General features: G+C 45.7%; 19 protein-coding genes and 8 tRNA genes. 26 read left to right on the top strand and 1 reads right to left on the bottom strand.

Annotated elements, in window-relative coordinates:
* The first annotated feature begins 197 nt into the window (after positions 1-197).
* The 11 genes from MH117_RS15625 to MH117_RS15575 all read left to right on the top strand — a co-directional run bounded on the left by MH117_RS15625 (position 198) and on the right by MH117_RS15575 (position 7,174).
* Positions 198-286, top strand: a tRNA-Ser gene (locus MH117_RS15625).
* A 36-nt stretch (positions 287-322) separates the two neighbouring features.
* Positions 323-399: transfer RNA gene (locus tag MH117_RS15620), tRNA-Met, on the top strand.
* A 24-nt stretch (positions 400-423) separates the two neighbouring features.
* Positions 424-499 (top strand) — tRNA-Val (locus MH117_RS15615).
* Positions 500-505: 6 nt separating this feature from the next.
* Positions 506-581, top strand: a tRNA-Thr gene (locus MH117_RS15610).
* Between the two features lie 15 nt (positions 582-596).
* A tRNA-Asp gene (locus MH117_RS15605) sits at positions 597-673 on the top strand.
* A gap of 67 nt (positions 674-740) precedes the next feature.
* Positions 741-816: transfer RNA gene (locus tag MH117_RS15600), tRNA-Phe, on the top strand.
* 9 nt (positions 817-825) lie between these two features.
* A tRNA-Tyr gene (locus tag MH117_RS15595) sits at positions 826-911 on the top strand.
* Positions 912-916: 5 nt separating this feature from the next.
* A tRNA-Lys gene (locus MH117_RS15590) sits at positions 917-992 on the top strand.
* A gap of 260 nt (positions 993-1,252) precedes the next feature.
* The gene (locus MH117_RS15585; protein WP_239329824.1) at positions 1,253-4,588 is read left to right on the top strand and encodes an FG-GAP-like repeat-containing protein; all 3,336 of its coding nucleotides are present in this window, start codon (positions 1,253-1,255) and stop codon (positions 4,586-4,588) included.
* Positions 4,589-4,822: 234 nt separating this feature from the next.
* Complete coding sequence (locus MH117_RS15580; protein WP_239329822.1) at positions 4,823-5,941, top strand: PucR family transcriptional regulator; 1,119 nt, start codon at positions 4,823-4,825, stop codon at positions 5,939-5,941.
* 111 nt (positions 5,942-6,052) lie between these two features.
* Positions 6,053-7,174 carry an ABC transporter ATP-binding protein gene (locus MH117_RS15575; protein WP_239329819.1) on the top strand — a complete coding sequence of 374 codons (1,122 nt, stop codon included), beginning with the start codon at positions 6,053-6,055 and terminating at the stop codon, positions 7,172-7,174.
* A 213-nt stretch (positions 7,175-7,387) separates the two neighbouring features.
* On the opposite strand, the gene MH117_RS15570 is transcribed toward MH117_RS15575, so the two are convergent.
* Positions 7,388-9,190 carry a fibronectin type III domain-containing protein gene (locus tag MH117_RS15570; RefSeq protein ID WP_239329816.1) on the bottom strand — a complete coding sequence of 601 codons (1,803 nt, stop codon included), beginning with the start codon at positions 9,188-9,190 and terminating at the stop codon, positions 7,388-7,390.
* Positions 9,191-9,597: 407 nt separating this feature from the next.
* On the opposite strand from MH117_RS15570, the gene hprK reads away from it, so the two are divergent.
* From hprK to hisIE, 15 genes are all read left to right on the top strand, one after another.
* Positions 9,598-10,536, top strand: coding sequence for an HPr(Ser) kinase/phosphatase (hprK, locus tag MH117_RS15565; protein WP_028547070.1), 939 nt, complete (start codon positions 9,598-9,600; stop codon positions 10,534-10,536).
* A gap of 186 nt (positions 10,537-10,722) precedes the next feature.
* The gene (lgt, locus tag MH117_RS15560; protein ID WP_239329814.1) at positions 10,723-11,796 is read left to right on the top strand and encodes a prolipoprotein diacylglyceryl transferase; all 1,074 of its coding nucleotides are present in this window, start codon (positions 10,723-10,725) and stop codon (positions 11,794-11,796) included.
* A complete protein-coding gene (gene ppaX, locus MH117_RS15555) occupies positions 11,793-12,449 on the top strand; it encodes a pyrophosphatase PpaX (protein ID WP_239329813.1) in 657 nt (218 codons plus the stop codon). Before lgt ends, ppaX begins: the two co-directional genes overlap by 4 nt.
* Positions 12,442-12,960, top strand: coding sequence for an acyltransferase (locus MH117_RS15550; protein WP_239329811.1), 519 nt, complete (start codon positions 12,442-12,444; stop codon positions 12,958-12,960). Before ppaX ends, MH117_RS15550 begins: the two co-directional genes overlap by 8 nt.
* A 230-nt stretch (positions 12,961-13,190) precedes the next feature.
* Positions 13,191-14,444: a polysaccharide deacetylase family protein gene (locus tag MH117_RS15545; RefSeq protein ID WP_239329809.1), complete on the top strand. Its 1,254-nt coding sequence runs from the start codon at positions 13,191-13,193 to the stop codon at positions 14,442-14,444.
* A gap of 100 nt (positions 14,445-14,544) precedes the next feature.
* Positions 14,545-15,717, top strand: coding sequence for an acyltransferase (locus MH117_RS15540; RefSeq protein ID WP_239329807.1), 1,173 nt, complete (start codon positions 14,545-14,547; stop codon positions 15,715-15,717).
* A gap of 126 nt (positions 15,718-15,843) precedes the next feature.
* Complete coding sequence (locus tag MH117_RS15535; RefSeq protein ID WP_239329805.1) at positions 15,844-17,022, top strand: acyltransferase; 1,179 nt, start codon at positions 15,844-15,846, stop codon at positions 17,020-17,022.
* 358 nt (positions 17,023-17,380) lie between these two features.
* Positions 17,381-18,601, top strand: a complete 1,221-nt coding sequence (locus MH117_RS15530; RefSeq protein ID WP_239329803.1) for an ATP phosphoribosyltransferase regulatory subunit — start codon at positions 17,381-17,383, stop codon at positions 18,599-18,601.
* Between the two features lie 16 nt (positions 18,602-18,617).
* Positions 18,618-19,259 (top strand): ATP phosphoribosyltransferase, encoded by a 642-nt coding sequence (gene hisG, locus MH117_RS15525; protein WP_239329860.1) that lies wholly within the window; start codon positions 18,618-18,620, stop codon positions 19,257-19,259.
* A 66-nt stretch (positions 19,260-19,325) separates the two neighbouring features.
* Positions 19,326-20,612 carry a histidinol dehydrogenase gene (gene hisD / locus MH117_RS15520; protein WP_239329799.1) on the top strand — a complete coding sequence of 429 codons (1,287 nt, stop codon included), beginning with the start codon at positions 19,326-19,328 and terminating at the stop codon, positions 20,610-20,612.
* Positions 20,613-20,709: 97 nt separating this feature from the next.
* Positions 20,710-21,321, top strand: coding sequence for an imidazoleglycerol-phosphate dehydratase HisB (gene hisB, locus MH117_RS15515; protein WP_239329797.1), 612 nt, complete (start codon positions 20,710-20,712; stop codon positions 21,319-21,321).
* A 3-nt stretch (positions 21,322-21,324) separates the two neighbouring features.
* The gene (gene hisH / locus MH117_RS15510) at positions 21,325-21,954 is read left to right on the top strand and encodes an imidazole glycerol phosphate synthase subunit HisH (RefSeq protein WP_239329795.1); all 630 of its coding nucleotides are present in this window, start codon (positions 21,325-21,327) and stop codon (positions 21,952-21,954) included.
* A 176-nt stretch (positions 21,955-22,130) separates the two neighbouring features.
* Entirely contained in the window at positions 22,131-22,871 is a 741-nt protein-coding gene (hisA, locus tag MH117_RS15505) for a 1-(5-phosphoribosyl)-5-[(5-phosphoribosylamino)methylideneamino]imidazole-4-carboxamide isomerase (RefSeq protein WP_239329793.1), read from the top strand.
* Between the two features lie 111 nt (positions 22,872-22,982).
* Positions 22,983-23,741, top strand: a complete 759-nt coding sequence (gene hisF / locus MH117_RS15500; RefSeq protein ID WP_239329791.1) for an imidazole glycerol phosphate synthase subunit HisF — start codon at positions 22,983-22,985, stop codon at positions 23,739-23,741.
* Positions 23,738-24,460, top strand: coding sequence for a bifunctional phosphoribosyl-AMP cyclohydrolase/phosphoribosyl-ATP diphosphatase HisIE (hisIE, locus tag MH117_RS15495; protein ID WP_239329789.1), 723 nt, complete (start codon positions 23,738-23,740; stop codon positions 24,458-24,460). The genes hisF and hisIE overlap by 4 nt, the downstream gene beginning before the upstream one ends.
* Positions 24,461-24,787 lie beyond the last annotated feature (327 nt).

Genomic DNA, 24,787 nt, shown 5'->3' with positions numbered 1-24,787 from the left:
GACGAGGTAGATAGGTTCGGGGTGGAAGCACAGTAATGTGTGGAGCTGACGAATACTAATCGGTCGAGGGCTTATCCTAATCATTCTAAGTAGAGCATGTACACTTCGCATTCAGTTTTCAAAGTGCAAGCTTTGATTTTCGGCTAAGAAGCACGTATAATACGGTGGACAAGCTTGAAGCGTTCGCCTAATGTTACGGGGAGATACCCAAGAGGCCGAAGGGGACGCTTTGCTAAAGCGTTAGGGTGTTACAGCCGCGAGGGTTCGAATCCCTCTCTCTCCGCCAGTGTTTTTCTTAACTGAAGAAGTTTTAATTTGATGTGGCGGTGTAGCTCAGCTGGCTAGAGCGTACGGTTCATACCCGTGAGGTCGGGGGTTCGATCCCCTTCGCCGCTACCATATCTTTTTTATCGCAACAAACCAGGACGCTTAGCTCAGCTGGGAGAGCATCTGCCTTACAAGCAGAGGGTCGGCGGTTCGATCCCGTCAGCGTCCACCATAATATGCCGGTGTAGCTCAGTTGGTAGAGCGGCTGACTTGTAATCAGTAGGTCGAGGGTTCGACTCCTTTCGCCGGCACCATTTTTACCAATGTGTGGAGCTGTGGTGTAGAGGCCTAACATGCCTGCCTGTCACGCAGGAGACCGCGGGTTCGAATCCCGTCAGCTCCGCCATTTTCTTTACAAAGAAGTTAAGGATGAATTTCCAATACTTATTTGTACTCATAACTGCATATAACATGGCTCGGTAGCTCAGTCGGTAGAGCAGAGGACTGAAAATCCTCGTGTCGGCGGTTCGATTCCGTCCCGAGCCACCATGTAAATTTGGAGGATTAGCGAAGTGGCCAAACGCATCAGACTGTAAATCTGCTCCCGTCCGGGTTCGGTGGTTCGAATCCATCATCCTCCACCATTTACGAGCCATTAGCTCAGTTGGTAGAGCACCTGACTTTTAATCAGGGTGTCGAAGGTTCGAGTCCTTCATGGCTCACCAGTTATGAACTTACAAGCTTCAAGGGAAACCTTGAGGCTTTTTTATTTTCTTCGACAACTTCTGAGATGGTACGCATATGGATTATGGATCATAGACAATTCAGATATGTATCTTATACACATTATTTATAGAATTAGATGTTCATATAAAACTGATTATGTTACGATACATATTGTATAGTTTACATTTTACACATAACATTCATCAAGATGCCTCTTTGCGATTACTCCTATCAAAATAACGATAAAGGAGAATTGACAATGACCACTTACTTCTCAAGCCGCTATGTAGCAATTACTACCTCAATATGTTTGCTTCTCACACTGTTATTTCCCCTCTTTAGTCTTGATGCTTACGCGGCATCAACAAGCAATTCTAGAAATGTGTTTGAATGGGTTCGAGACTTTTCATTTCAGGATTCCATAAAGTTTATTTCATCAGGTGACCTGAACCATCAGGGTGAACAGGACTATGCGGTTGTAACCAATAATTTTGCGATCATTCTGTATAAGAGTCAGGCCAATGGCACGCTTACTCGAGAACCTTTTACGGCCAAAGGTCCAGATCCTATGCTGGTGTCTGTACGGATAAAGGACCTGGATGGTGATGGTACCTCAGAGGTGATCGCGATAGGTAAGAAAGAGGTTCAGATATATCAGCTAACATCAGCAGGGACCTATACTTTTAAAAGTAAAATTTTGTTCCAGGATGTAACACACATAGAAGCAGGAGACTTTGACAACGATGGGATTCTAGATTTGGTTGTGGTAGCCCCAAAGCGTATAAACTATTATAAAGGCGCCTCTAACTTCACTTATACAGAAGTGGGTCATCAGGATTATAATGCGGCCGGTAATGCACCTATCACTAAATTGGTAAGTGGAGATTGGAACAAGGATGGCAAACGAGATATAGCTTATCAAGGATTGTCTGCTGGTGCAGTTGTATTACACGGTAACGCAAACCTCACCTTCACGCAAGTAAAGAGCTTTCCTGCTGCAGACAGCACTACATTTATGTTTGCTATTGGCGACGTTAATGCGGATGGTTACGCAGATGTTGTTGCTCCTAAGCCTAACAGCTCCTATCCCTATGAAAAGATGGCTATATATTATGGGGATGCAGCAGGGCAGTTTGGCCAATACATTGAACTTGATATTGGACAATTATTTAACTCGAGCTATTTACCCAAGCAAGTTGAGCTTGTGGACCTAAATGGCGATGCTTATCCCGAATTATTATATACTCCATTTGGCGGTGACTGGTATTATAGATGGAACCAAAAGGGAACTGGCTTGGATGTCAAGGGGTCCTTATATGTTTCCATTCCAACGGGCACACAACTTTTCGAAGATGTTAATCATGATGGAAAACCAGATATTATAGATTATAATTTGACTTCTAATAAGATCAGTATTTATGAGAATCAGTCCGCGGAAGGTAGTATTCATTTTATACAAGCGCAGCAGGACGTTTTTGAAAATGAAAAGTCGCTCTTGGTCAAAATATCGAGAAGTAACGGGAGTAATGGGTATGGCTATATAAATTATACAACTGTTGACGGTACAGCTAAAGCTGGGAAAGATTATACCCGATCGACCGGTATGCTTAAATTTGATCATGGTGAAACGGCGAAGTGGTTGACGGTCCCTATTCTTGATAATAACGCGGCAGACGTATCGCGGTCCTTTTCCATCAGACTCGGAAATCCAGACCGTGGTATTAAAATTGGCGACCCGGCAACGGCAACAATCCAGATTAAAGATGATGAATCTGTACCTGTGGGGGACATTCCTGTCTGGCCTCAAGATGCATTTCTTGGGATTGGGGATGTCAGTACAACTTCTATGACGTTGACCTGGCCTGCTATTAGCAATGGAAGCTCTGTACAAAGCTATGAAATTCATGAGCTCAATCAAAAACTTCTGCCTGTTACTGTGTCTGGTGACGTATACCAATATAAATGGAATACAGCACTTACCGTGGGGCAAACGTATCAGTTGGAGGTTACAGCGAACAGTGCTAACGGGAAGTCAAGCAAAGTGCTGAGGGGGAACGTAACCCTTTCAAATCCTTCTGAAATTCCGGCCAATGTTCCTCTTTATGAGAAAATGGACTATGTAGATCATATGATGGATACATACCTTTATAAAGGTGACTTTGACGGCAATCAGGTTGTGGATTTTCTGAGATCTGGAGACCAATACAACCCGATACGAATGTATAAGAACTTTGGCAAAGGTTTGTATACTCATCAAGATATTGATCTTCAAAATTTTGATCGTATCATCGATCTGGATAACGACCATAGGGACGAAATAATCAATAGTGGAACGAATAAACTCCTTGTAGGGGGCGAAGATAACGAAGGCAACTTTGTTATAGAAGCTAATATTTCAGTTCCTAACAAGCGCTCTTATGAGCTGGCCGATGTGACGAATGATGGAGTAGTCGATATCTTATATGTGGATAATACGAATCACATTATTCTGCTGCAGGGCAGTGCAAACTATGTCTACACAGAGGTAATGAGGGAGGCTCTAGTGTCTGATCCCATTGAGCATGCGTACGGTGGAGATTGGAATGGCGATGGAAAGATGGATTTAGCTCTCGTCACGCGTGATCCTCTAGGTAAACGATCGCTTGTTATCTTTAACAAACAAGCTGACGGTACATTCTCGTATGAAAAGCAAATCTTAGGTTGTGATGAAGCTTATGTTAATGACTACAACAAAGATGGATATGGTGATCTTCTCACGACCAGCAGTTCTCTTGGCTCAAGGCTTTATTATGGAAGCTCTGTAGGCATAAATGACATTTCGCCAGAACAGCTTTTTTTATTTGGATCTCTTTCTAACTTGGTTGATCTCAATCAGGATGGTTATTTAGATATAATAAATATTTCGGGTGATTATATAGTCGTAAAATACTTTATTCCTGGTGAAGGCTACGGTCCAGCAACGGCTATTATTGAAGACAATGCAGGCACAAAATTAAACTTATTGGCTGGGGACTTCACGGGAGACGGAAAGGTAGACATCAGTTTCTTTCCATTCTTCTTAGAGTCTAAACAAGCAATCTACGTTAATACGCAAACTAGTGGGATGTTCCAGTTCGCAGATTCAACAATAGTTTCCAATGAAGGTGCATATGTCGAGTTACGAGTTCAAAGGACTGGTGACCGTCAGGGGGTTACGAGCGTAGTCTATGGTACACAGGACGGAACTGCAGTTGCGGGGGTACACTATGCGGCTTCCTCAGGCGTGCTGAAGTTCGCCGACGGTGAAACGGAGAAGACGGTCAAGATTCCCATTATAACGCATTCACATAGCGGAGGAGATGGAGATCTACGATTCTCGGTCATATTAAGCGAGCCTACACGTGGTGCAAAGTTGGGTAGTGCAAGTGCGGCGGAGATCACACTGCGCACCAGTACGGTAAGGCTGCCGCAATGGCCGATGGCAGATTCGGTCTTGTCAGTAGAAGACCTGAATAGCAACAGATTGACGTTAACCCGGCTTTTGCAGACGGCCTCGATGGCATTGCCGCATCATACGAATTTAGCGAGGAAAGCGGTAGGTGTATCTTCCCATTAACGATGACAGGTATTGTATATATTTGTAGTAATGGTTTGGCCTAGAGTGGCCAGCTAAGTAACTGACTACAGGCAACCTATGCCTCCGATAAGGGGCTGGTTGCTTGTTTTAGTTGCAAGCTGACTTATGACTCCATGTAGGTGCACTGCCTTGCCTGAGATGATACACGATGGTCCGTATGTTACAATTAAGGCAGTATGACTAGAAAGTTGAGGAAATGGGCTGAGGAAGAAGATGGACAAGCAGAATCTGCGTGAGCAAATCGAACGGATCATCAATGTACCCTTAGATAAGACGACAATATCCACAGCAACCTGGAAAAATTGGGTGAAGTCTGCCCAAGCAACTGGTCAACCGACTCATGTAATGCCACCGACTCTAATCGAACACGAAGATCGGTGTTATATGCTATGGAAGCAAGGATCATCCCAGACCGACTTGCTGCATTGTGCAGCTAACTTGTTATCTGAGCGCGAGCGTCAATGGTTGGAGACATTGTTATGGCTTGATTTGAGCAGTCGGAAGAGCTCGTCATCAACTACTGGAGGAGACGAGCAGCAGGCTGTACAATTCGGGCAATGGATTGTGGAACGCCTTCAGGCAAAGGATGTGCAAGCGGAGGTGCCGGATTCATTTTCATGGAAAACAAAAATGTTTGCCCCGGTCATTCCCTTCCTGCTTGTTGCTGAGCATTCACATCGTGAAGGCCCAAGCTATGCGCACCTTTACAAACTGTTGAAGTCTTATTTTGGCGGAGATCTTGTTATTTTCCCGTTGTCAGATAAAGAATGGTGTATATTAGTGCCTGAAAGTCTTGCTGGCTCTGGGGAGCAAGAAGAGGACCCTGACAATAAAGAAACGATGGAAGAGATGCTGACCTCCTTCTGCTTGGGGTTATATGAGCTGTTGGCCGCGGAATGGGTTGGAGAGTCCAATCTTACTGTAGCTTACCCGTTTACTCCAGTGAAGGGAATACCAGGCATTGTATCGCGTATGCGGGAGACGATCTATCTCGGACGTACGTTCCACATCACGGAAAATATCCATTTGCCGTGGGAACTTCATCTAGAGCAGCTTGTATACAGTATACCGGATGACGTCCGTAAGCAGTTTATGAAAAGAGTTGTAACTAAGACGGAACAATTCGGCGATTCGGAGACGATGGGCACGTTACAGACGTTCTTTCAATACGATTGCAGTGTCAGTGAGACAGCTAAGCGTTTGTATATTCACCGCAATACGCTGCTGTATCGGCTTGATAAGATCAAGCAAGAGACGGGGCTTGATGTACGTTCTTTCTCGGATGCTGTATTGATTAAACTGATATTACTATTGTACAAAGTAACAAAATAGGTAAGCGCTTTTTTGTGAGGTTTGTGTATAGTCAATTGTACAGGGTTTAGGTAATATAAGAATATAGGAAGTAACCGATTTCAAGAAGACAACGTTAAGGGGGAAATACTCATGGCAGGCGTACGCTTAGAACATGTATATAAGAAATATCCAGGATCCGATAAGGCAACTGTTGTTGATATCAATCTTGACATTCAAGACAAGGAATTCCTCGTGCTTGTAGGTCCGTCCGGTTGTGGTAAGTCAACGACTTTGCGTATGATCGCAGGTCTTGAAGAAATTTCTGAAGGTAAATTGTTTATCGGCGACCGCATAGTGAACGATGTTGCTCCTAAAGACCGCGACATTGCGATGGTATTCCAATCTTACGCGTTGTATCCACATATGAACGTGTATCAAAATATGGCGTTTGGTCTTAAATTGCGTAAGTTCAAAAAAGAAGATATCGACAAACGTGTACGTGAAGCTGCGCGCATTCTCGATATCGAGCATTTGTTGGATCGTAAACCTAAGGCTCTGTCTGGTGGACAACGTCAGCGTGTTGCACTCGGCCGTGCGATCGTTCGTGAGCCACAAGTATTCTTGATGGATGAGCCGCTTTCCAACTTGGACGCGAAGCTTCGCGGACAGATGCGCTCGGAGATCACGAAGCTTGCTAAGCGTCTTCAAACAACTGTTATCTACGTAACGCATGACCAGATTGAAGCGATGACGATGGGTGACCGTATCGTCGTTATGAAAGACGGCTATATTCAACAAGCCGCTGCTCCAGACCAATTGTACAATCATCCAGTTAATATGTTCGTGGCAGGATTTATTGGTTCTCCTACGATGAACTTTATCACTGGAACATTAACAGAAGCAGGCGGCGATCTACATTTCAAAGGCAGCAATTTGGATGTTATCGTGCCAGCTGGCAAAGCCCAAGCATTGAAAGAAAAGGGCTATGTAGGCAAAGAAGTGATTCTCGGCGTGCGTCCAGAAGATATTCATGAGGAGCCTGTGTTCTTGGAAGCATCTCCTAACAGCATCTTCACAGCTTCTATTGAAGTTACGGAGAACATGGGTCATGAAATGTTCCTATACTTGGGTGGCATGGGCAATGCGAATGTTATCGCTCGTGTAGATGGCCGTTCTAACTCTAAAGATGGTCAAAACGTTAAACTAGCGATCGACATGAACAAAGTTCATGTATTCGATAAAGAGTCCGAATTAAACGTATTCGAACTGTAATCCTGATACGAAAAGGGCCTGGTGCATATGCACTAGGCCCTTTTTTTGTTTAATTAGTATGGATATAGGCTGATTTAATGTATTAAAAAACAACAGGGCATACATATTTACATGAGTTCACAGCAAATCGTCATTAATGCAGGGTGTAGCAGGTTATAACAGGTATAGGCCAGCTCGGGCTTCAAATCTCTGGGAAGGGTTGAATGGGAGCTGCTATTTTAAAGCATCGAGGGTCGAACGAACCGGGTTAGAAAAGCTAAGATTCGACTTTTTATCCCAGTTAATGGACCAGGTCATGACACCACGGAAGTTAAGATAACCGCCTGGTTTCAACAATTGATAAGTGCCTCCATATCCGATGCCTTTGCTTAAATATTTTACGGCCTTGTCGATATCTGCCGCTGCAGTAAAGCCCCCGCTTGCTGCATTTGGTGTGGAAGGAAGTCCAATCGCAACTTGGTCTTCACGGAGCGCAGGGAACTTATTGTTTGCATTGCCTGCAATAGGGAAGCCCTGCAGCAGCATCTCCGCCATAGCGACTTGGAAGTCAGCTGTGCCTTGGCTGTATGAACGACCGTCGAGGGCCGTCATGGCACCTGTGTTGTAATGTTGAACATGGATAAAGTTCATTCGGTCCTTAAAGGCATAAATAACGGGCAAGTACGCCCCCCATGGACCGCCATATCCAGTAATTCCACCCTGCACATAAGCGGTTTCTGGCGCCATGGTCAGCATAAAATTAGGGCCTTGTGCAGTAAGGATCGACTGTATAGCGGCGATCAGATTTACTATCTTAGGAGTGGTTGGATTCCTAAAGTCAGTATCGCCTCCGTTTAAGGACAAGGAGCTTCCTTCTAAGTCGATATCGATCCCGTTAAAACCGTATTCAGTAATAATATTGTTCATCGTAGTAATAAAGCTTTGTTTCGCAGCAGCAGTGGTGAGCTCGACAGTGCCGTTAGCCCCGCCCAGCGAGATATTTACCTTCTTACCTTTGCCCTGCAGCTCCAGGATGTCAGCTTTGAACTGTTCCTTAGTAGAGTTGTAGGGAGTGAAGGCCATCGTAGCATAGTCACCGACAGGCTCTGCAAAGGAAACGTTGATGACGTCATAGTTAGGCGATATGTCACGCAGTCGAATATTGGTTGAGCCATTGTCGAAATTATGCCAGTACCCAACCAATACTTTCGCTGCTGTGAGTGGCGGGTTTGTCGATAAAGTAGTAACGCTTAAACTCGTGCTGTCGGCTGAACGATTGCCAGCAGCATCAAGTGCGCGTACTACAAAGGTATAAGCGGTGTTGGCGGTTAAGCCTGCTGCTGTCCAAGCAGTTGCTGTGCTTGTGGAGGCAACTTGCCCGTTGACAACGATCTCGTACTGGGTGACACCTACGTTGTCAGTGCTTGCATTCCAAGCCAACGCAATTGTGTTGGCTGTTATTGATGTGCTCCGAACGTTAGTAGGAACGGTAGGAGCAACAGCATCCGGCGGAGCTGCATCAGTTCGAACATCAAGGCTGGCGCTTGGCGCGGATACATTACCAGCGGCATCAAATGCAGCTACTTTAAAGGTGTAAAGTGTATCGCCCGCCAACCCACTCACTTGATAGTTGAGGTTAGTGGTAGTGCCTACGACAGCGGAGCCGTTGTATACATTGTATCCAGCCACGGCAACATTATCGGTAGAAGCTTGCCAAGTAAGGGATACAGAGTTGGATGTGTGAGCAGGTGATAGCAGTGCAGCGGGAACAGAAGGTGCGATGGTGTCTGAGGGTTGTGTGCTTACTTTCCATAATGCCTGAACTGCAGGTGGTTCCCAGCCTGTAAGTGAGGTATGCGGCTGAATACACTCATAGTTAACAGCTTGATATGTGACAATGTCTCCTTTCTTGTAAAGGGTGTTTGGCGCCCATTGAGCTGCCCCAAATGCTGAAATGGGGATAAGCAGGAAGACCAGTACCCCAATAAGCAGCGCAGATAAAGAGCGAACTGAAGGGCGATATGCGGTTCTGTACATAAATTAATTACCTCCTTTGTCATATGAATATTGCTCCGATGGCTCCATCATGCATCTGATTGATGAAGCGGAGTCTGTTTTATATTGTTCTGGCAGCAGCTTAGAGCGCGGCCATTCTTGCTATCACCTCCTGTATGGATCAGCCATAGAAATCAATTCGGTAGAACAGGACTGGATTCCTGCTCTATTTGCAGACAATATCAATAAAATGTAAAAAATAATTTTAGTGCCTATAATAAGTAAAAAAATATTTGATGGATCGTGATTTGGGAAAAAGAGCACACATTGATTTCAATCTAAATTTCATTTACGATGGTTACATTGAGATAGAACTGCATGCTTACTGTCATTTACAACAAATATACATAGCAATCCGGTAATATGCAGATGAGAAGGAGTGAACGAAGATGGCCAAGAAGGTGAAGGTGTCCGAACTTGTCGAGCAATTTCATCTGGAAATACTCGCAGGGGAACAAGGCATGAAACGTGTCATTACTGTCGATGATTTGCATCGACCAGGCCTGGAGATGGCGGGATACTTCGACTATCATCCAACTGAGCGTGTACAGATGTTGGGCAAGACGGAATTAACGTTTTTTGAGACGTTACCTGTAGAAGAACGATTGGATCGGATGCGCCACTTTGTAGCTGATGAGATACCATGTATTGTCATAACACGTGGAATTGAAGTGCCTGAAGAACTGATTCAGATTTGCCAGGAGCATGAGGTTCCATTACTTCGCTCACCTCTTGCAACAACAACATTATCGAGCAGAATTACTAATTTTCTCGAAAAAAAGCTTGCGCCTACAGCCACAATTCATGGTGTACTCGTTGATGTATACGGTGTTGGCATGCTTATTACGGGCGGCAGCGGCATCGGGAAGAGTGAAACAGCACTGGAACTGGTCAAGCGCGGCCATCGTCTGGTAGCAGATGATGCGGTTGAGATTCGTCAGACATCGGACAATCAATTGCATGCATCGGCCCCTGAGCTGATTCGTCACTTGCTCGAAATTCGCGGAATAGGCATTATTAATGTCATGACCTTGTTTGGGGCAGGAGCAATCCGCAACAACAAGCGTATTAGCGTAGTTATTCGCTTGGAGAACTGGCAGCAGGATAAACAGTATGATCGATTGGGACTGGATGAGGAAACCACTCGAATTATTGATACCGACATCCCATTGGTTACGATCCCTGTTCGCCCTGGGCGGAACTTGGCTGTTATTATCGAGGTTGCGGCGATGAACTTCCGCTTGAAGCGTATGGGATATAATGCGGCGTTACAATTTACGAATAAGTTGACCGAACAAATCAATGAGGACACGGAAGATTTTGATTAAGGATATCCCTGTACATTCTAACTAGCCTTGCGCAGCCTGAGTATTTGCTTTTATTTAGTTTGCATTTCGTCGAAATTGATAAACACAGTAGGCATGTGTGAACCGTGCAGGATGTCCTATAATCGCGTATTTTCTACATTATATTGTCATCGCATTGTAGTTCGTTAAAAAGGAGAGAACAACTTCATGGCAACCCTGTTGCTTGATCCGATTGCTATTCAGCTGGGTCCAATAAGTGTGCATTGGTATGGTCTGATTTTAGGGACCGCGGCTCTTGTTGGATTGCTGTTCGCAATGCGGGAAGGAAAGCGTTTTGGTATTTCGCAAGATTTCTTTATGGATCTGCTCTTGATAGGCGTGCCGTCTGCACTTGTGGGTGCACGGGCGTATTATGTCGCATTTAAGTGGGATGAGTACAAGGATAATCCACTTGAGGTCTTTGCAATATGGCACGGTGGTATTGCGATATACGGTGCTTTAATAGCTGCTGTTATTTTTGCACTCATTTTTGTCAAATATAAAGGTTACACGTTCTGGCGGATCGCAGATATTTGTGGGCCTTCGCTATTAATCGGCCAAGCGATTGGACGCTGGGGCAATTTTGTCAATCAGGAAGCTTATGGCGGACCAGTCTCAGAAGCGTTTCTAAGAAACACGCTGCATCTGCCTGACTTTATCGTAAATCAGATGAATGTGAGTGGGACGTTCCATCATCCTACATTTTTATATGAATCATTATGGAATTTTGTTGGGATATTGCTGCTGTTCGGCATACGGCGATTGCGTCAGATACGTGCGGGTGAGATCTTTATCAGCTATTTGATCTGGTACTCACTTGGCCGCTTCTTTATCGAAGGCCTTCGTACGGATAGCTTGGCTTACCAAGGATCAAGTGCAGTCCAATCGTTTGTTGATGCGCTCTGGTCCCCTATGACAGTGCTCTTTGAACCTGGATTCTTAAGCCCTGAATACGGCAATGTTCGTATTTCACAATTGCTTGCTATCGTATTGGTCATTGCAGGTATCATCCTCATTGTGGTGCGCCGACTGACAGGCAAAGCAAACGTTCGTTACAGCGATCCGATCGTCTGTACGCGTGTGGCGAAAGCTACTGCGGCTCATGGAGGAGGAGTAGAAGCACCTCCACAATCAAGTGCTGCTACCCATACGACTGCAGCAGAAAGTGTACAAACAGAAGCGTCAACAGATACATCGGGTGTAATTGACAGCAAGGATAAGAAGGAGAATAAGCAATCATGATTCGAACGGTATTGTTTGACTTGGATGGCACCATTATTGATACGAACGAGTTAATCATCGAGACATTTCTCCATGTTCTGCAGGATATCGTGCCGTCCCCGTTCACACGCGAGCATATCATCCCCAGCATGGGCTTAACGCTGCAGGAGCAGTTCAGAATATTTACGAAGCGGGACAATGTGGACGATTTGGCAGCTGCTTATCGTGCTTACAACTTGACGCGACATGACGAGCTTGTACAGCCTTTTCCTTATGTAAAAGAGGTCGTCAATCGATTTGCGACAGCGGGTATTCAATTGGGAGTCGTAACCACCAAAGTGAGAAAGTCGACTGAACGTGCGCTGGGTATGTTCGAATTGTTCGAACAGATGGGTGTGATTGTCACGGTTGACGATGTGACACATGCGAAGCCCCATCCGGAGCCGGTGTTAATGGCAGTTAAAGCTTTAAATGCAGACCCTGCGACAACCTTAATGGTTGGAGATAGTCCAGCGGATATACAGTCTGCTAACGCAGCAGGCGTGATCTCCTGTGGTGTCGCTTGGTCGCTTAAGGGTGAACAGGTGCTGCGCCAGTACAACCCAAGCCATATTATCTATGACATGCGTGATCTATACGCGATTGTCGGATTGGAGTGCAACGAAGGTGCGTAATACGCAGCGGTACCCAGTTGAGGGACCGAATAGTTTATGGCACATCTATCGCACGGTTAGTCCCTGGAAAGGGATTCGAAACTTTATTTTTATCCAGCTTGCGCGGTACTGCCCTTATCTGCCGCTCAAAAATTGGATATACCGCCGAGTATTAAAAATGAAGGTTGGGAAACATACGGCCTTTGGGCTTATGGTTATGGTGGATGTCTTTTTCCCCGAGCGAATCCATGTGGGCAACAATTCGATTATTGGTTACAATACCACGATATTGGCACATGAGTACTTAATCAAGGAGTACAGACTGGGAGACGTTCGAATTGGAGACGAGGTCATGATTGGAGCTAATTGCACTATTCTCCCTGGGGTTACAATAGGGGATGGCGCTATCGTGGCTGCAGGTTCCGTTGTTCACAAGGACGTGTTCCCAGGGCAGATGGTAGGGGGGAATCCGCTGCAAGTCATTCGTGATGTGGACCAAGGAGCGAAGCTGAATTCCAGGCATTTGCATTAAGACATGTAAAAGGAGTTTGGTGTGTAAGATTTAAGCCTATTTTGTAGTTATATATGTAAGAGGACCGACATTTGAATGATCCTTTTGGCGATTTGTGATTGTATTGCCAGAAGGATTATTTTATTGTAAACAGAACATTATGGGAGTACCAAAAATTATGAATGACAACTATAGGAAATTATGCTAATTTCAATATGGGATGAACTTCATAAGTCAAAAGAGGGTTAAGGATGAAAAAGCGTCATGTATTATTAAGCTTGGTATTGGTCTTATTACTATCAACAATTGGCTTTACGCCTTCAGATGCCAAGGGAGTGGAATATGCGATCTCATGGGGTAAAGAACAGTGGCAGGATGGAAAGGCTGTAAAACGCAACAATGAGTGGTACATACCTGTTACAGCGTTGGGGCAAGCCTATGGAATTAAAGCTCAAACTTCGAATAAAGGAAAGGTGCTCGACCTCTCCAATACGGTGCAAATGAATCCAATGTTTCGTTTTCAACCGAAATATTATGAGAATGAAGTAATTACCATCATGTACCATAATATTGAACAAAATCCCAAAGATGTAACGTTTATCTCTCCTCAGCAACTGGAGGATCAGATTACTAGCCTGTTGGCGAATGGGTTTAATGTTATAAGCATGAATGATTATATGCAATATATGTTGAATGGGAAGCCAGTACCAGATAACGCGGTACTACTTACATTTGACGATGGATACGAGACGTTTTATTCGTATGTGTATCCCTTATTCAGAAAGTATAATTTGACAGCAACCAACTTTGTTATCGCCTCGACGATAGATAATCGGGCACATGTCGGAAGACGTAAGCTGACATGGGAACAGATGCGTGAGATGAAGCAAGCAGGTTTCAGCTTCTTCAGCCACACGTACAATTCGCATGCCTATGCACCGATTAATAGTCGTGGTGTCATGAAGCCGATGTTAACGCGTTATCTTTACAACAATAAGACGAAGCAGACAGAATCCCGAGATCAATATTTAACTCGTGTTCGTGGGGATCTGGCGATGGCTGAGCGACGGTTAAAGGAAGAACTGCAAAATTCCTATAGTGTACTCGCCTTTCCATATGGTGCGTTTAATAAAGACGTGCTTCGTATTTGCAAAGAACTTGGAATTAACGTTACTTTTACAGTCAAACGAGGCATCAATAATAAAAATACACGGAACGGTTTCCGGATTAACGGGGGCAATCAGAATATTAAGACTCAAGACTTGATGGAGCAGCTGCGCAATCGCGGCGTTAAATCAAAGCAACGATCATCTTATCAGGTGACATGGAATGGGGTTGGGGTTGCGTTTAAGCAAAATCCATTCCAACAAGCAGGGAGATGGTATTTGCCATTGAGGGATTTGCAACAAACATTTGGTGTGCGTTATCAGGTTGATAACGTAAAACGTACCATCCAACTGTTTCCCGGGAAATATGATACTGCCCATAAAATAGAACCACATTAAACACATAACCAATAATAGTGTATTCTAATCCTATAATCAGATTCCGAGTTTACAGCCTAGAATCGACATCCAGTAGTCCTCGGACCAGGGGGGCTTCACATTGAGTAAGAAAGAGACAATTTCATCGTTGTCTATCTATCGCGCACTAGCAATGCTAGCGGTATTGTTTATTCATAGTACATCAGAGGCTGCTGTCAAAGCGCAGCAGTCTGATTTGTATTATGTGTACATCTTCTTCAATATTTTTAGTAAATTTGCCGTCCCTGCCTTTATTGCTCTAACCAGCTTTGTATTGTTCTATAACTATGCTTCTGATCATATCAATTGGGCTAGAATAGGAACCTTCTATCGCAAGCGGCTCAAACTGATTTTGCTCCCTTATTTAGTTAGTTCCATTTGTTATTTTGCTGTTGTGCATATGATGGCTTACCGAGGAAGAGGGCTTTGGGATACATTGGAATCTTTTGTCCTGAAGTTAGCGACAGGCTCGGCATATACGCATTTATATTATGTATTCCTACTTCTTCAATTTTATTTGCTATTTCCGTTGTTGTTAATTGCATTTCGTTCCAAGTTGGTTGTGAAATATGCCATACTGATTGGTCTACTCCTCCAGTGGGGATTTGTCATTTGGAACAAATACGATTTGATGCTTCCTCAAAAGGGAAGTGTCATGTTCTCTTATATGAGTTATTGGATGCTTGGCGCATACTTAGGGTTAAAAGCGGAGGTACTTAAAGGATGGTTTAATTCTCTCGGTAATAAGGAGACTCCAGCCTCTCATCATTGGTGGAATCGCTTATTGTGGTTAAGCTGGTTCCTTATGGCCATGCTGCAAGTTCAGATTTGGTACTGGACCAATCTGGGCGAATGGAGGATGAACACACTGTGGTATGAGGCGATATGGAATGTGCATGCGCTCTTATCATGTTTGGTGCTGATTCAGGCCGCTTCTTATATTGAGCGGAAGTGGAAGTCAGGTGTCGTAACGGTTATTCATCGCTTTGGTGAAGTTACATTTGGTGTGTACCTGCTGCATCCTTTCATTCTATTGTTATATCGAAAGTGGCCCTGGCATCATGGGCAAGCTTGGGCATATCCTCTATATATAGGAGGAGGTTTTGTGCTGGCACTTGGGCTTTCATCGTACATTGTCGCATTTGCTTTTCGCAGGTTCGGTTGGTCATGGATCTTATTTGGATCACTACCGAAGCCATTGACTGCTCAGGTATCTCAGAATAAGAAGTCTTCTTCCCATCCTATACAAGGTTAACATTTTTAAAAGTGTTGGAAGAGAAGACACAGGTTTATAATGTGATGTTATTATTTTAATACTTATGTAGCTGAGGCTGTGCATCTTGTACATGCTGTTGACTTGCCTTGGTGTTAGGAGGCCCCATTGGATACCAAATGGATTGCTGCACTCCCAATTGTAAGGGCTATGGCTATATTAGGGGTTATTTTGGTTCATGCCACTTCCTTTGCATCTATTGAAATGACACAATCGCCTTTCTTTTACGGTTATACGTGGTTTAATATCTTCTTTAAGTTCGGTACTCCTGTTTTTATTATGTTGAGCAGCCTTGTTCTCTTCTATAACTATGGGAAGAAGGAGATGGGGGCAGGCAAGCTTATTGTCTTTTACCGCAATCGATTAAAATATATATTGTTACCCTATGCGGTTGCTTCTGTCTGTTATTTCTTGCTTGTGCAAGTAACGGTCAGACACGACCGTGATTGGACGGAGGCATGGGGGTCTTTTGGCAAAGAGCTGATAACCGGTTCTGCCTATACACATTTGTATTTTGTGTTTATCAGCTTGCAATTTTATGTGTTGTTTCCGCTGCTGCTGAAAATATGTCAAAGGCCAGCTGTAAGCCCTTGGATCATACCAGCAGGTTTCCTGATTCAATGGGTATTTGTACTAGGGAATAAATATGAATTCCATATTGTAGAAAAGGGGAGCATTTCTCTGTCCTACATGGGGATGTATGCGCTCGGGGCTTATATCGGCTTACATTATGGGCGGATCCAGCCGTGGCTAGATTCAGTATGCAACCCTGGTATTGATCGTTATAGCGTCTATCGTCGCTGGAATGCTCTGCTCTGGTCAGGCTGGGTGCTGGCTAGTTTATCCCACGTTCAGATCTGGTACATCACACGCTCAACAGGGTATGAATTTAATTCGCTCGGTTACGAAGCGTTGTGGTGTGTGCACACAGCCTTGTCGGCTGTCGTACTGTTGCAGACTGGACATTTGTTCGTTCGCAAGCTGCCTCAACGAAGTCTCAATGTCTTGAATCGATTAGGACAGTTGTCCTTTGGGATCTATTTGCTCCACCCGTTATGGCTTGCGGGCTATCGTAAGCTGGCATGGCATCAGGGGAATGAGCTTTTGTATGCACTATATATTGCAAGCGGTTACGTATTAGCATTAGCTCTGTCTTGGGTTGTCGTGTCCTGGTCCTTCAAGCACATTTCATGGGCTTGGATAGCACTTGGCTCGCCTCCAACTAATAGCAAGAAGACTGAGAAAGCACACCAGACAGGGTCAAGTAAGCAAACATTGGAACGGTAGAGGATATGGCGGTATACGTTTAACTATGATCGAGCTATAGTCCGTTCATCAAGGGAATAACTCTGTTCATGAGCTAAACATATATGACCCATCTTATAGTGAGGCACGGACAAGAGTATAGAAGCTGTAGACACCTGTGTAAACAGGTGTCTTTTTTACATTAGTTTGGATAGTTATAAGCATACACAGCATGGCAATAAGGGTACTTCATAGGTGAAGCGATAAAGAAAGAATGAGGATTGACGGCAATTGTTGGTCGTGGTAAGATAACTTCTAATTTCTTTCATTTGCTAATAAGGTAATTTGGTAGTACGTTAATATAATAAAGAATGATGGACGTATATAAGGAGAGAGCGGCATGTCTAAACCCAAAATGTTCGAGAAGCCCTCGGGTGTACGAGATTACTTGCCGGAGGCGGTCAGCAAATTGCGATATATCGAGCGGCAAGCGCTGAATTGTATGTCGCGATGGGGCTATGAGCAGATTGTGACACCAACTATGGAGTTTTATGATACCGTCGGAATGGCCAGCTCCACCTCCGATCATAAATTATTCAAGCTGTTGAACCAACGGGGCACCGCGATGGTGCTGCGTTCGGACATGACAGCTCCGATAGCTCGTGTCGTGTCATCACTGCTTTATGAAGAACCGCTTCCGATACGTTTGTCCTACCATGCAAATGTATTTCGTTCGATGGAAGAGGAAGCTGGTCGTGAGGCCGAATTTTATCAGACAGGCGCTGAGCTTGTCGGTGATGCTTCTCCAGAGGCTGATGCTGAAGTGATTGCTTTATCGATAGCTTGTTTACAATCAACGGGCATAGAGCGGTTCAAGGTAGCTGTAGGCCACCATGGCTTTTTGCAAGGCCTTTTTGGATACACGCTGCCGGATCGTGAAGCGGATCAGCAGCGTTTAATGCAGCTGCTCGTAGCACGGGATGTTGTGGGCTACCGTGAGATGATACGTACTCTGCCCATAGAGCAGGAGCAGATCGAACGCCTTGAGGCCGTCCTTCAGCTGCAAGGTGGACGACGTATCGTTGAAGAGGCAAGAGGGATTGTTGATGAGCCGCACGCTCGAATGTCATTGTTCCATTTGGAGCGGGTGTGGGAGGTACTTGAAGCTTACGGTGTATCCGAGCATTTGATGCTCGACTTGACATTGGTCGGTGATTTTTCTTATTACACAGGGACGATATTTGAAGGGTACTCGGCGGAACTTGGCTTCCCTGTCATGAGTGGCGGCCGATATGATAATCTCCTGCAGCAATTCGGCAGGCCAGCACCAGCGACAGGCTTTGCCTTAAAAACAACAAGGATGCTGGATGCGATTCGCGTGCACGAACAAGTGGGCGTGCAGCCATCCATTCTGATCCAGTATGATGCTGTACGGAGGCGAGAAGCTCTGGCAGAGGCTACAAGGCTCCGTGCTGCGGGTGAGCGGGTTATAACACGGCGGGTGGATGATGTGTCGCAGCTTGTTGAAGTCCATAGGTTGGAGGACGAAATGATGTTAAGGAGCGGTCAAGTGTTCAAAGATGTACTTACATTTGTACAGTTTGTAACGGAACATGGATGAGGAGAAGGTGACATCAATGCAGGATTGGCACAATTATCTGAAAGTAGCCATGCCTAAAGGGCGAATCTATAAGCAGGCGTCGGCGTTGTTCCGCGCCGCGGGTCTTTCTGTTCCTGAAGATGAGGATCAATCCCGAAAGCTGATTATCGATATTCCGGAGGCACGAATGCAGTTTATTATGGCTAAGCCAGTGGATGTACCTACCTATGTGGAGTATGGAGTAGCTGACATTGGCATTGTTGGTAAGGACGTACTAATGGAAGAGAATAAAGATGTATACGAGCTCCTGGATCTTGGCATCGCTCGCTGCCGAATGTCCGTTATTGGCTTGCCTGAATGGAAACCGGCAACGCACCCTCGGGTAGCGACCAAATATCCGAATGTGGCGTCACAATACTTTCGTGAACGTGGTCAGCAGGTAGAGGTAATCAAGCTGAATGGTTCTATTGAGCTTGCTCCACTAATCGGATTAGCTGATCGTATTGTAGATATGGTAGAGACCGGAACGACGCTAAGGGAGAACGGCTTGGTGGAGCTGCAAGAGATGTTTGGTATCACAAGCCGACTTATTGCGAACCGTGTCAGCTATCGGATGAAAAACGATACGATTCAGCAGCTCTGCGATCAACTGCAAACTTATATTGCAATCAAGCAATAAAATTGAAATCAGAGCGGTCCAACCATATATAGAGATAGCTCAAATGGCGAAGAGGAGGAGAGCATGATGCGAATCGTAAGGGCGGTGGACTTCAAGCTGCATCGTGAAGTGGATTACGGATCACCTGATCAAATTGCAACCGTGAAGCGTATTTTGAATGCTGTACGCAATGAAGGGGACGAAGCTCTGCTTCGTTATACATTGGAATTTGATCGAGTCTCGCTTGCTGCTAACGTTCTACGAGTAGAAGAGCGTGAAATGACGGCAGCATATGAAGAGGTGGAGCCTTCTTTTGTTACTGCGATCCGTGAAGCTGCTGCCAATATTCGCGCTTTCCACGAAAAGCAGAAACGTAGCTCGTGGATGGATGTGCAGCCTGACGGAACCCTGCTTGGTCAGCTTATTCGCCCGTTGAAGCGAGTTGGCGTGTATGTTCCGGGAGGCAAGGCAGCCTACCCTTCTTCGGTGTTAATGAATGTGATTCCGGCGCAGGTGGCGGGCGTGGACGAGATTGTGATGGTAACTCCTCCGGCCACTAGCGGTCGTGCGGGTATTAATCCTTACATACGGGTTGCGGCAGCGGAGGCTGGAGTAAAGGAAATGTACCGTGTCGGGGGAGCACAGGCGATTGCGGCGCTGGCCTACGGGACGGACAGTATAAAGCCGGTGGATAAAATATGCGGGCCGGGCAACATTTACGTGGCGCTAGCAAAACGTGAAGTGTACGGGGTGGTCGATATTGACAGTATAGCCGGACCTTCCGAGATCGTGGTGTTAGCTGATGAGACCGCCAACCCTGCATATGTGGCAGCCGATTTGCTCTCTCAAGCTGAACACGATGAGATGGCTTCAGCTGTACTAATCACCAATTCGAGCGAGCTTGCTTTTCAGGTGCAGGCGGAGGTAGAGCAGCAGCTTGCGAGTCTGCCGCGGCGGGAGATTGCTCAGCAATCTATCGAGCAATATGGAGCTATTATTATCGTAGAGCACATGGCAGAAGGTATTGCCTTAGTGAATCGTATGGCACCGGAGCATTTGGAGATTGTTACTACAGAGCCAATGAACGAGTTGGCAGGTATTGAAAACGCAGGGGCGATCTTCCTAGGAAGCTACAGTTCAGAACCTGTAGGCGATTATTTTGCGGGACCGAACCATATTATTCCTACAAACGGTACGGCTCGGTTTTCCTCGCCGGTGGATGTCGATATGTTTACGAAGAAATCAAGCCTGATTCGTTACAGCAAGGAGGCGCTGCTGAGACATGGCGATACGATTATTGCGCTTGCCCGGCATGAGGGGCTTGAGGCCCATGCCAGAGCCATCGAAATAAGATTGGATCAGGAGCGAATGTAGGGGATGAACAGCTTTCACAGCTGCAAGTACTGAGATTTGACATATGAGCACGAACGTAATTGGAATTCAACTGACTAGAACGAGAGGTGGCAGGACGATGGCAGCGACAACCGACGGTAAGATAGTACGCGAGGCAGCAATCACGCGCAAGACAAATGAAACAGATATTCAGCTTTCCTTTGTGGTAGATGGACAAGGAAAGAGCAGCTTGGATACAGGAGTTCCTTTCCTGAACCATATGCTGGATCTGTTTACGAAGCACGGTCATTTTAATCTAGCGGTGGAAGCGGATGGAGATATCGATATTGATGACCACCACACCGTTGAGGATATCGGCATTTGTCTTGGGCATGCTTTGCGCGAGGCGCTGGGTGACAAAGCCGGAATTAAGAGATACGCCTCCGTGTTTGTTCCAATGGATGAAGCGCTTGCTCAAGTCGTCATTGATATTAGCAATCGTCCGCATTTTGAGTATAAGGCGCAGTATCCGTCTACGCAGGTTGGTGCTTTTCAAACGGAGCTTGTGCATGAATTTCTATGGAAGCTGGCGTTAGAGGCTAGAATGACGCTGCATGTCATTGTCCATTATGGTCAAAATACGCACCACATGATTGAGGCAGTGTTTAAGGCACTTGGCCGAGCGTTAGATGAGGCCACTTCCATTGATCCACGTGTACAAGGGGTCCCTTCAACGAAGGGAGTGCTGTAACTTATGATAGCGATCGTTGATTACGGAATGGGAAATCTGCATAGCGTGTCCAAGGCGGTAGAACGACTCGGATCAACTGCTGTCATTACAGCCGATCGCGATGTACTGGGTGCGGCGGATGCTATCTTGTTACCAGGTGTCGGAGCTTTTGGCGATGCCATGGATGCGTTGCGTATGACAGGCCTTGATGTTGTATTAAAGGAATTAGTGTCGTCGGGCAAGCCTTTGCTGGGAATATGCTTAGGAATGCAGTTGTTATTTGACCGCAGTGAAGAGCACGGAGATCACGAGGGACTAGGGCTTCTAAAGGGAACGGTAGTACGTTTTGAAGAGGGAATTGCTAAAGTGCCTCATATGGGATGGAATGAGCTGAAATGGAAGCAGTCCCAGCATGCATTGGTTAATAGACTCACAGCAGGACATGTGTATTTTGTTCATTCTTATCATGTACTGCCAAGTGATCCTGCGGACCTCATAGCTGTATGTGACTATGCTGATCGTGAAGTGACAGCTATTGTAGCGCGCGAATCTATATATGGCATGCAGTTTCATCCTGAGAAAAGCGGGGAACTGGGACTTCAATTGCTGCAGCAATTTCTGAAAATGGTAACACTTCGTTTATCTAATAGTTAGACAAGAACGTCAATCACAATAGTTCCATATGGCTGCAAATCATTGAAACAGATCGCCAATATACGTTGCATGGAATAGCGGGTTTCACATATACAGAGTCAGGAATCGGGAACGTCGAATGAAAAAAGGACAAAATAGTAGCTGCAAACTCATCGCTCACAAGGGGGAAGGAAGCAATGACGGCATCATTTATCGTATATCCAGCCATCGATATACGCGGTGGAAAGTGTGTCCGCCTTATTCAAGGTGACTATGATCAGGAGACGGTATACCATGACAGCCCGGTTGAAGCCGCTCAACAATGGGAGGCAGGCGGTGCCGATTGGATCCATTTGGTTGACCTTGACGGAGCAAAAGAAGGTCGTCCTGTAAATGATCAGGTCATTGGTCAAATTGCTGCCAGCGTTAAGGTGCCAGTTCAAGTCGGAGGCGGCTTACGCTCGGAGGCTGATGTAGATAGATTGCTTGAGCTTGGCGTGGCCCGTGTTATTTTGGGGACGGCTGCGATTGAAGATCGTGCCTTCGTAGAGCGTGTGTTGGCTCGCTATGGGTCTAGGATTGCCATAGGCATTGATGCCCGTGATGGCTATGTGGCTACTCGCGGGTGGCTGGAGACGTCAACAATTCAGGCAGATGTAGTAGTCCGTGAACTGGCGGATAAAGGAGCAGAGACGTTTATATTTACCGATATTTCTCGTGATGGCATGATGAAAGGGCCTAATGTGGAAGCCATTGTACAGCTTGCTGCTGCATCGGGACGTACAGTCATTGCTTCGGGCGGTGTGAGTACTTTGGATGATTTGGCGGCATTGTCTGCTTACGCTAGCTCAGGTGTTGGCGGTGCAATTGTGGGTAAGGCACTTTATACGGGGGCTATTGACTTAGTGGAAGCGCTGCAGTTGGCTGAAAGCATTTAAGACCATACGGTACAACATATATGATTCTGAGACATTTATGCAGACGACAGAATAGTGTACGCGGCACGGACGGCAACTCATTTGCAGCGAGCAAGGATTGGGGAGTGACTTATGTTAGCCAAACGGATTATTCCTTGCCTTGATGTCAAGGACGGTCGGGTTGTAAAGGGTGTTAACTTTGTTCAATTGCGGGATGCGGGTGATCCTGTAGAACTCGCGGCGCTATATGATCGTGAAGGCGCAGATGAGCTTGTTTTCCTTGATATATCTGCTTCTATTGAAGGAAGAGCTACAATGGTGGAAGTTGTACGTGAAACAGCAGGAAATATTTCGATTCCCTTTACTGTGGGCGGAGGAATTAGTCATGTTGATGATATGCGTCATTTGCTTCGAGCAGGGGCTGACAAGATTGGTATCAATACAGCAGCTGTCAGACAGCCGGAGTTGATTGTAGAGGGAGCAAGACGATTCGGAAGCCAGTGTATCGTGGTAGCGATTGATGCCAGATACAATGCAGATTGGCAGACATGGGAAGTATACACCCATGGTGGGCGTACATCGACAGGCATAAAGGCAGTGGAGTGGGCTGAACGAGCTGCAGCTTTGGGTGCAGGCGAGATCCTGCTTACAAGTATGGATGCTGATGGAACAAAGGATGGGTTTGATGTAGCTTTAACACGTGCGGTTACAGATGCGGTGTCAATTCCGGTCATTGCATCCGGTGGAGCGGGTAAGGTAGAGCATTTCGCAGAAGCGTTTTTTGAAGGAAATGCAGATGCAGCGCTTGCAGCTTCGATATTCCATTACAAAGAAATATCCATAGATGAGGTGAAGCAAGACCTGCGTTTGAAAGGAGTTGCGATACGATGAGTGAAAGGGCAACACAGTCTGCTCCATGGGGGAATTGGCCAGATACAAAGGTGCAGCAAATAGCAGATTCATTAAATTGGAATAATCAAGGACTTATTCCGGCCATAGTGCAGGATGCGTCTAATCAAAAGGTATTGATGATGGCTTATATGAATCGTGAGTCACTGAAGCTCACTTGTGAGTTGGGCGAGACCGTATTCTGGAGCCGCTCTCGTCAGTCGATATGGCATAAAGGAGCGACCTCAGGGCATACGCAGCGTGTCGTTGCAATGACCACGGACTGTGACAAGGATACGCTGCTTGTTCAGGTGGTTCCGAACGGTCCAGCCTGCCATACAGGGAGCGAGACATGCTTCTTTGAAAACATCGCTGGGGAACAACCAGAGCATGGAGGGCGCTTTGATGTGTTGGCTGCGCTTGAGTTCACGATTGCCGAACGCGAACGGGAGCGACCTACTGATGCGTATACGACTTATCTATTTGATAAAGGAATAGATAAAATATTAAAAAAAATAGGCGAAGAATCAGCCGAAGTTATCATTGCGGCTAAGAACAATGATCTTCAAGAGCTTACAGGCGAGCTTGGTGATTTGCTGTTCCATATGCTTGTACTGATGCGGGCTAGCGGATTGCCATTTGATCAAGTGCTAGGAGAGCTGCAGCGTCGTCACCAATCAGCTCGTCGCGATAGGTATACAGAGGTTGGAAAAATAAAATAACAGCACAAAAAGAGGCAGGATGCTTTGAAGCTGTTGCGCAGGGTAGAGCAGCGCGCAGCAGCGAAGTACTGCTTTTTTTGCTATAAGTGCCAGCGATCAAGATTTATATGTCATATTTGTGCCTTAGGCAGCATTCTATCATTACTTCTGCATATGCTATTTAGGGGCTGGTCCTGCTGTAGTAGCTAATGGGAGGACTGCTTAACTCTTTAATTTTTATGCGAAATCGGGATTTAATAGATGAAAAGGTCTGGAGAATTGCCTGCAAGGATACGTAGTGGCATGCACCTATTCATCAAGATTGAAGGATTGCTAGAATTGAATGCA

The sequence above is a fragment of the Paenibacillus sp. ACRRX genome, assembly GCF_022346885.1.
In the GTDB taxonomy this organism is placed as follows: Bacteria; Bacillota; Bacilli; order Paenibacillales; family Paenibacillaceae; genus Paenibacillus_B.
Note: the sequence above shows the minus strand (reverse complement) of the source record. Positions and strands in the feature narration are given on the sequence as shown.

What these genes read in the sequence shown, in the direction of transcription:
- MH117_RS15585 (WP_239329824.1), top strand. Translation starts at nt 1,253, where the DNA reads ATGACCACTTACTTCTCAAGCCGCTATGTAGCAATTACTACCTCAATA.
- MH117_RS15580 (WP_239329822.1), top strand. Translation starts at nt 4,823, where the DNA reads ATGGACAAGCAGAATCTGCGTGAGCAAATCGAACGGATCATCAATGTA.
- MH117_RS15575 (WP_239329819.1), top strand. Translation starts at nt 6,053, where the DNA reads ATGGCAGGCGTACGCTTAGAACATGTATATAAGAAATATCCAGGATCC.
- MH117_RS15570 (WP_239329816.1), bottom strand. Translation starts at nt 9,190, where the DNA reads ATGTACAGAACCGCATATCGCCCTTCAGTTCGCTCTTTATCTGCGCTG.
- hprK (WP_028547070.1), top strand. Translation starts at nt 9,598, where the DNA reads ATGGCCAAGAAGGTGAAGGTGTCCGAACTTGTCGAGCAATTTCATCTG.
- lgt (WP_239329814.1), top strand. Translation starts at nt 10,723, where the DNA reads ATGGCAACCCTGTTGCTTGATCCGATTGCTATTCAGCTGGGTCCAATA.
- ppaX (WP_239329813.1), top strand. Translation starts at nt 11,793, where the DNA reads ATGATTCGAACGGTATTGTTTGACTTGGATGGCACCATTATTGATACG.
- MH117_RS15545 (WP_239329809.1), top strand. Translation starts at nt 13,191, where the DNA reads ATGAAAAAGCGTCATGTATTATTAAGCTTGGTATTGGTCTTATTACTA.
- MH117_RS15530 (WP_239329803.1), top strand. Translation starts at nt 17,381, where the DNA reads ATGTCTAAACCCAAAATGTTCGAGAAGCCCTCGGGTGTACGAGATTAC.
- hisG (WP_239329860.1), top strand. Translation starts at nt 18,618, where the DNA reads ATGCAGGATTGGCACAATTATCTGAAAGTAGCCATGCCTAAAGGGCGA.
- hisD (WP_239329799.1), top strand. Translation starts at nt 19,326, where the DNA reads ATGCGAATCGTAAGGGCGGTGGACTTCAAGCTGCATCGTGAAGTGGAT.
- hisB (WP_239329797.1), top strand. Translation starts at nt 20,710, where the DNA reads ATGGCAGCGACAACCGACGGTAAGATAGTACGCGAGGCAGCAATCACG.
- hisH (WP_239329795.1), top strand. Translation starts at nt 21,325, where the DNA reads ATGATAGCGATCGTTGATTACGGAATGGGAAATCTGCATAGCGTGTCC.
- hisA (WP_239329793.1), top strand. Translation starts at nt 22,131, where the DNA reads ATGACGGCATCATTTATCGTATATCCAGCCATCGATATACGCGGTGGA.
- hisF (WP_239329791.1), top strand. Translation starts at nt 22,983, where the DNA reads ATGTTAGCCAAACGGATTATTCCTTGCCTTGATGTCAAGGACGGTCGG.
- hisIE (WP_239329789.1), top strand. Translation starts at nt 23,738, where the DNA reads ATGAGTGAAAGGGCAACACAGTCTGCTCCATGGGGGAATTGGCCAGAT.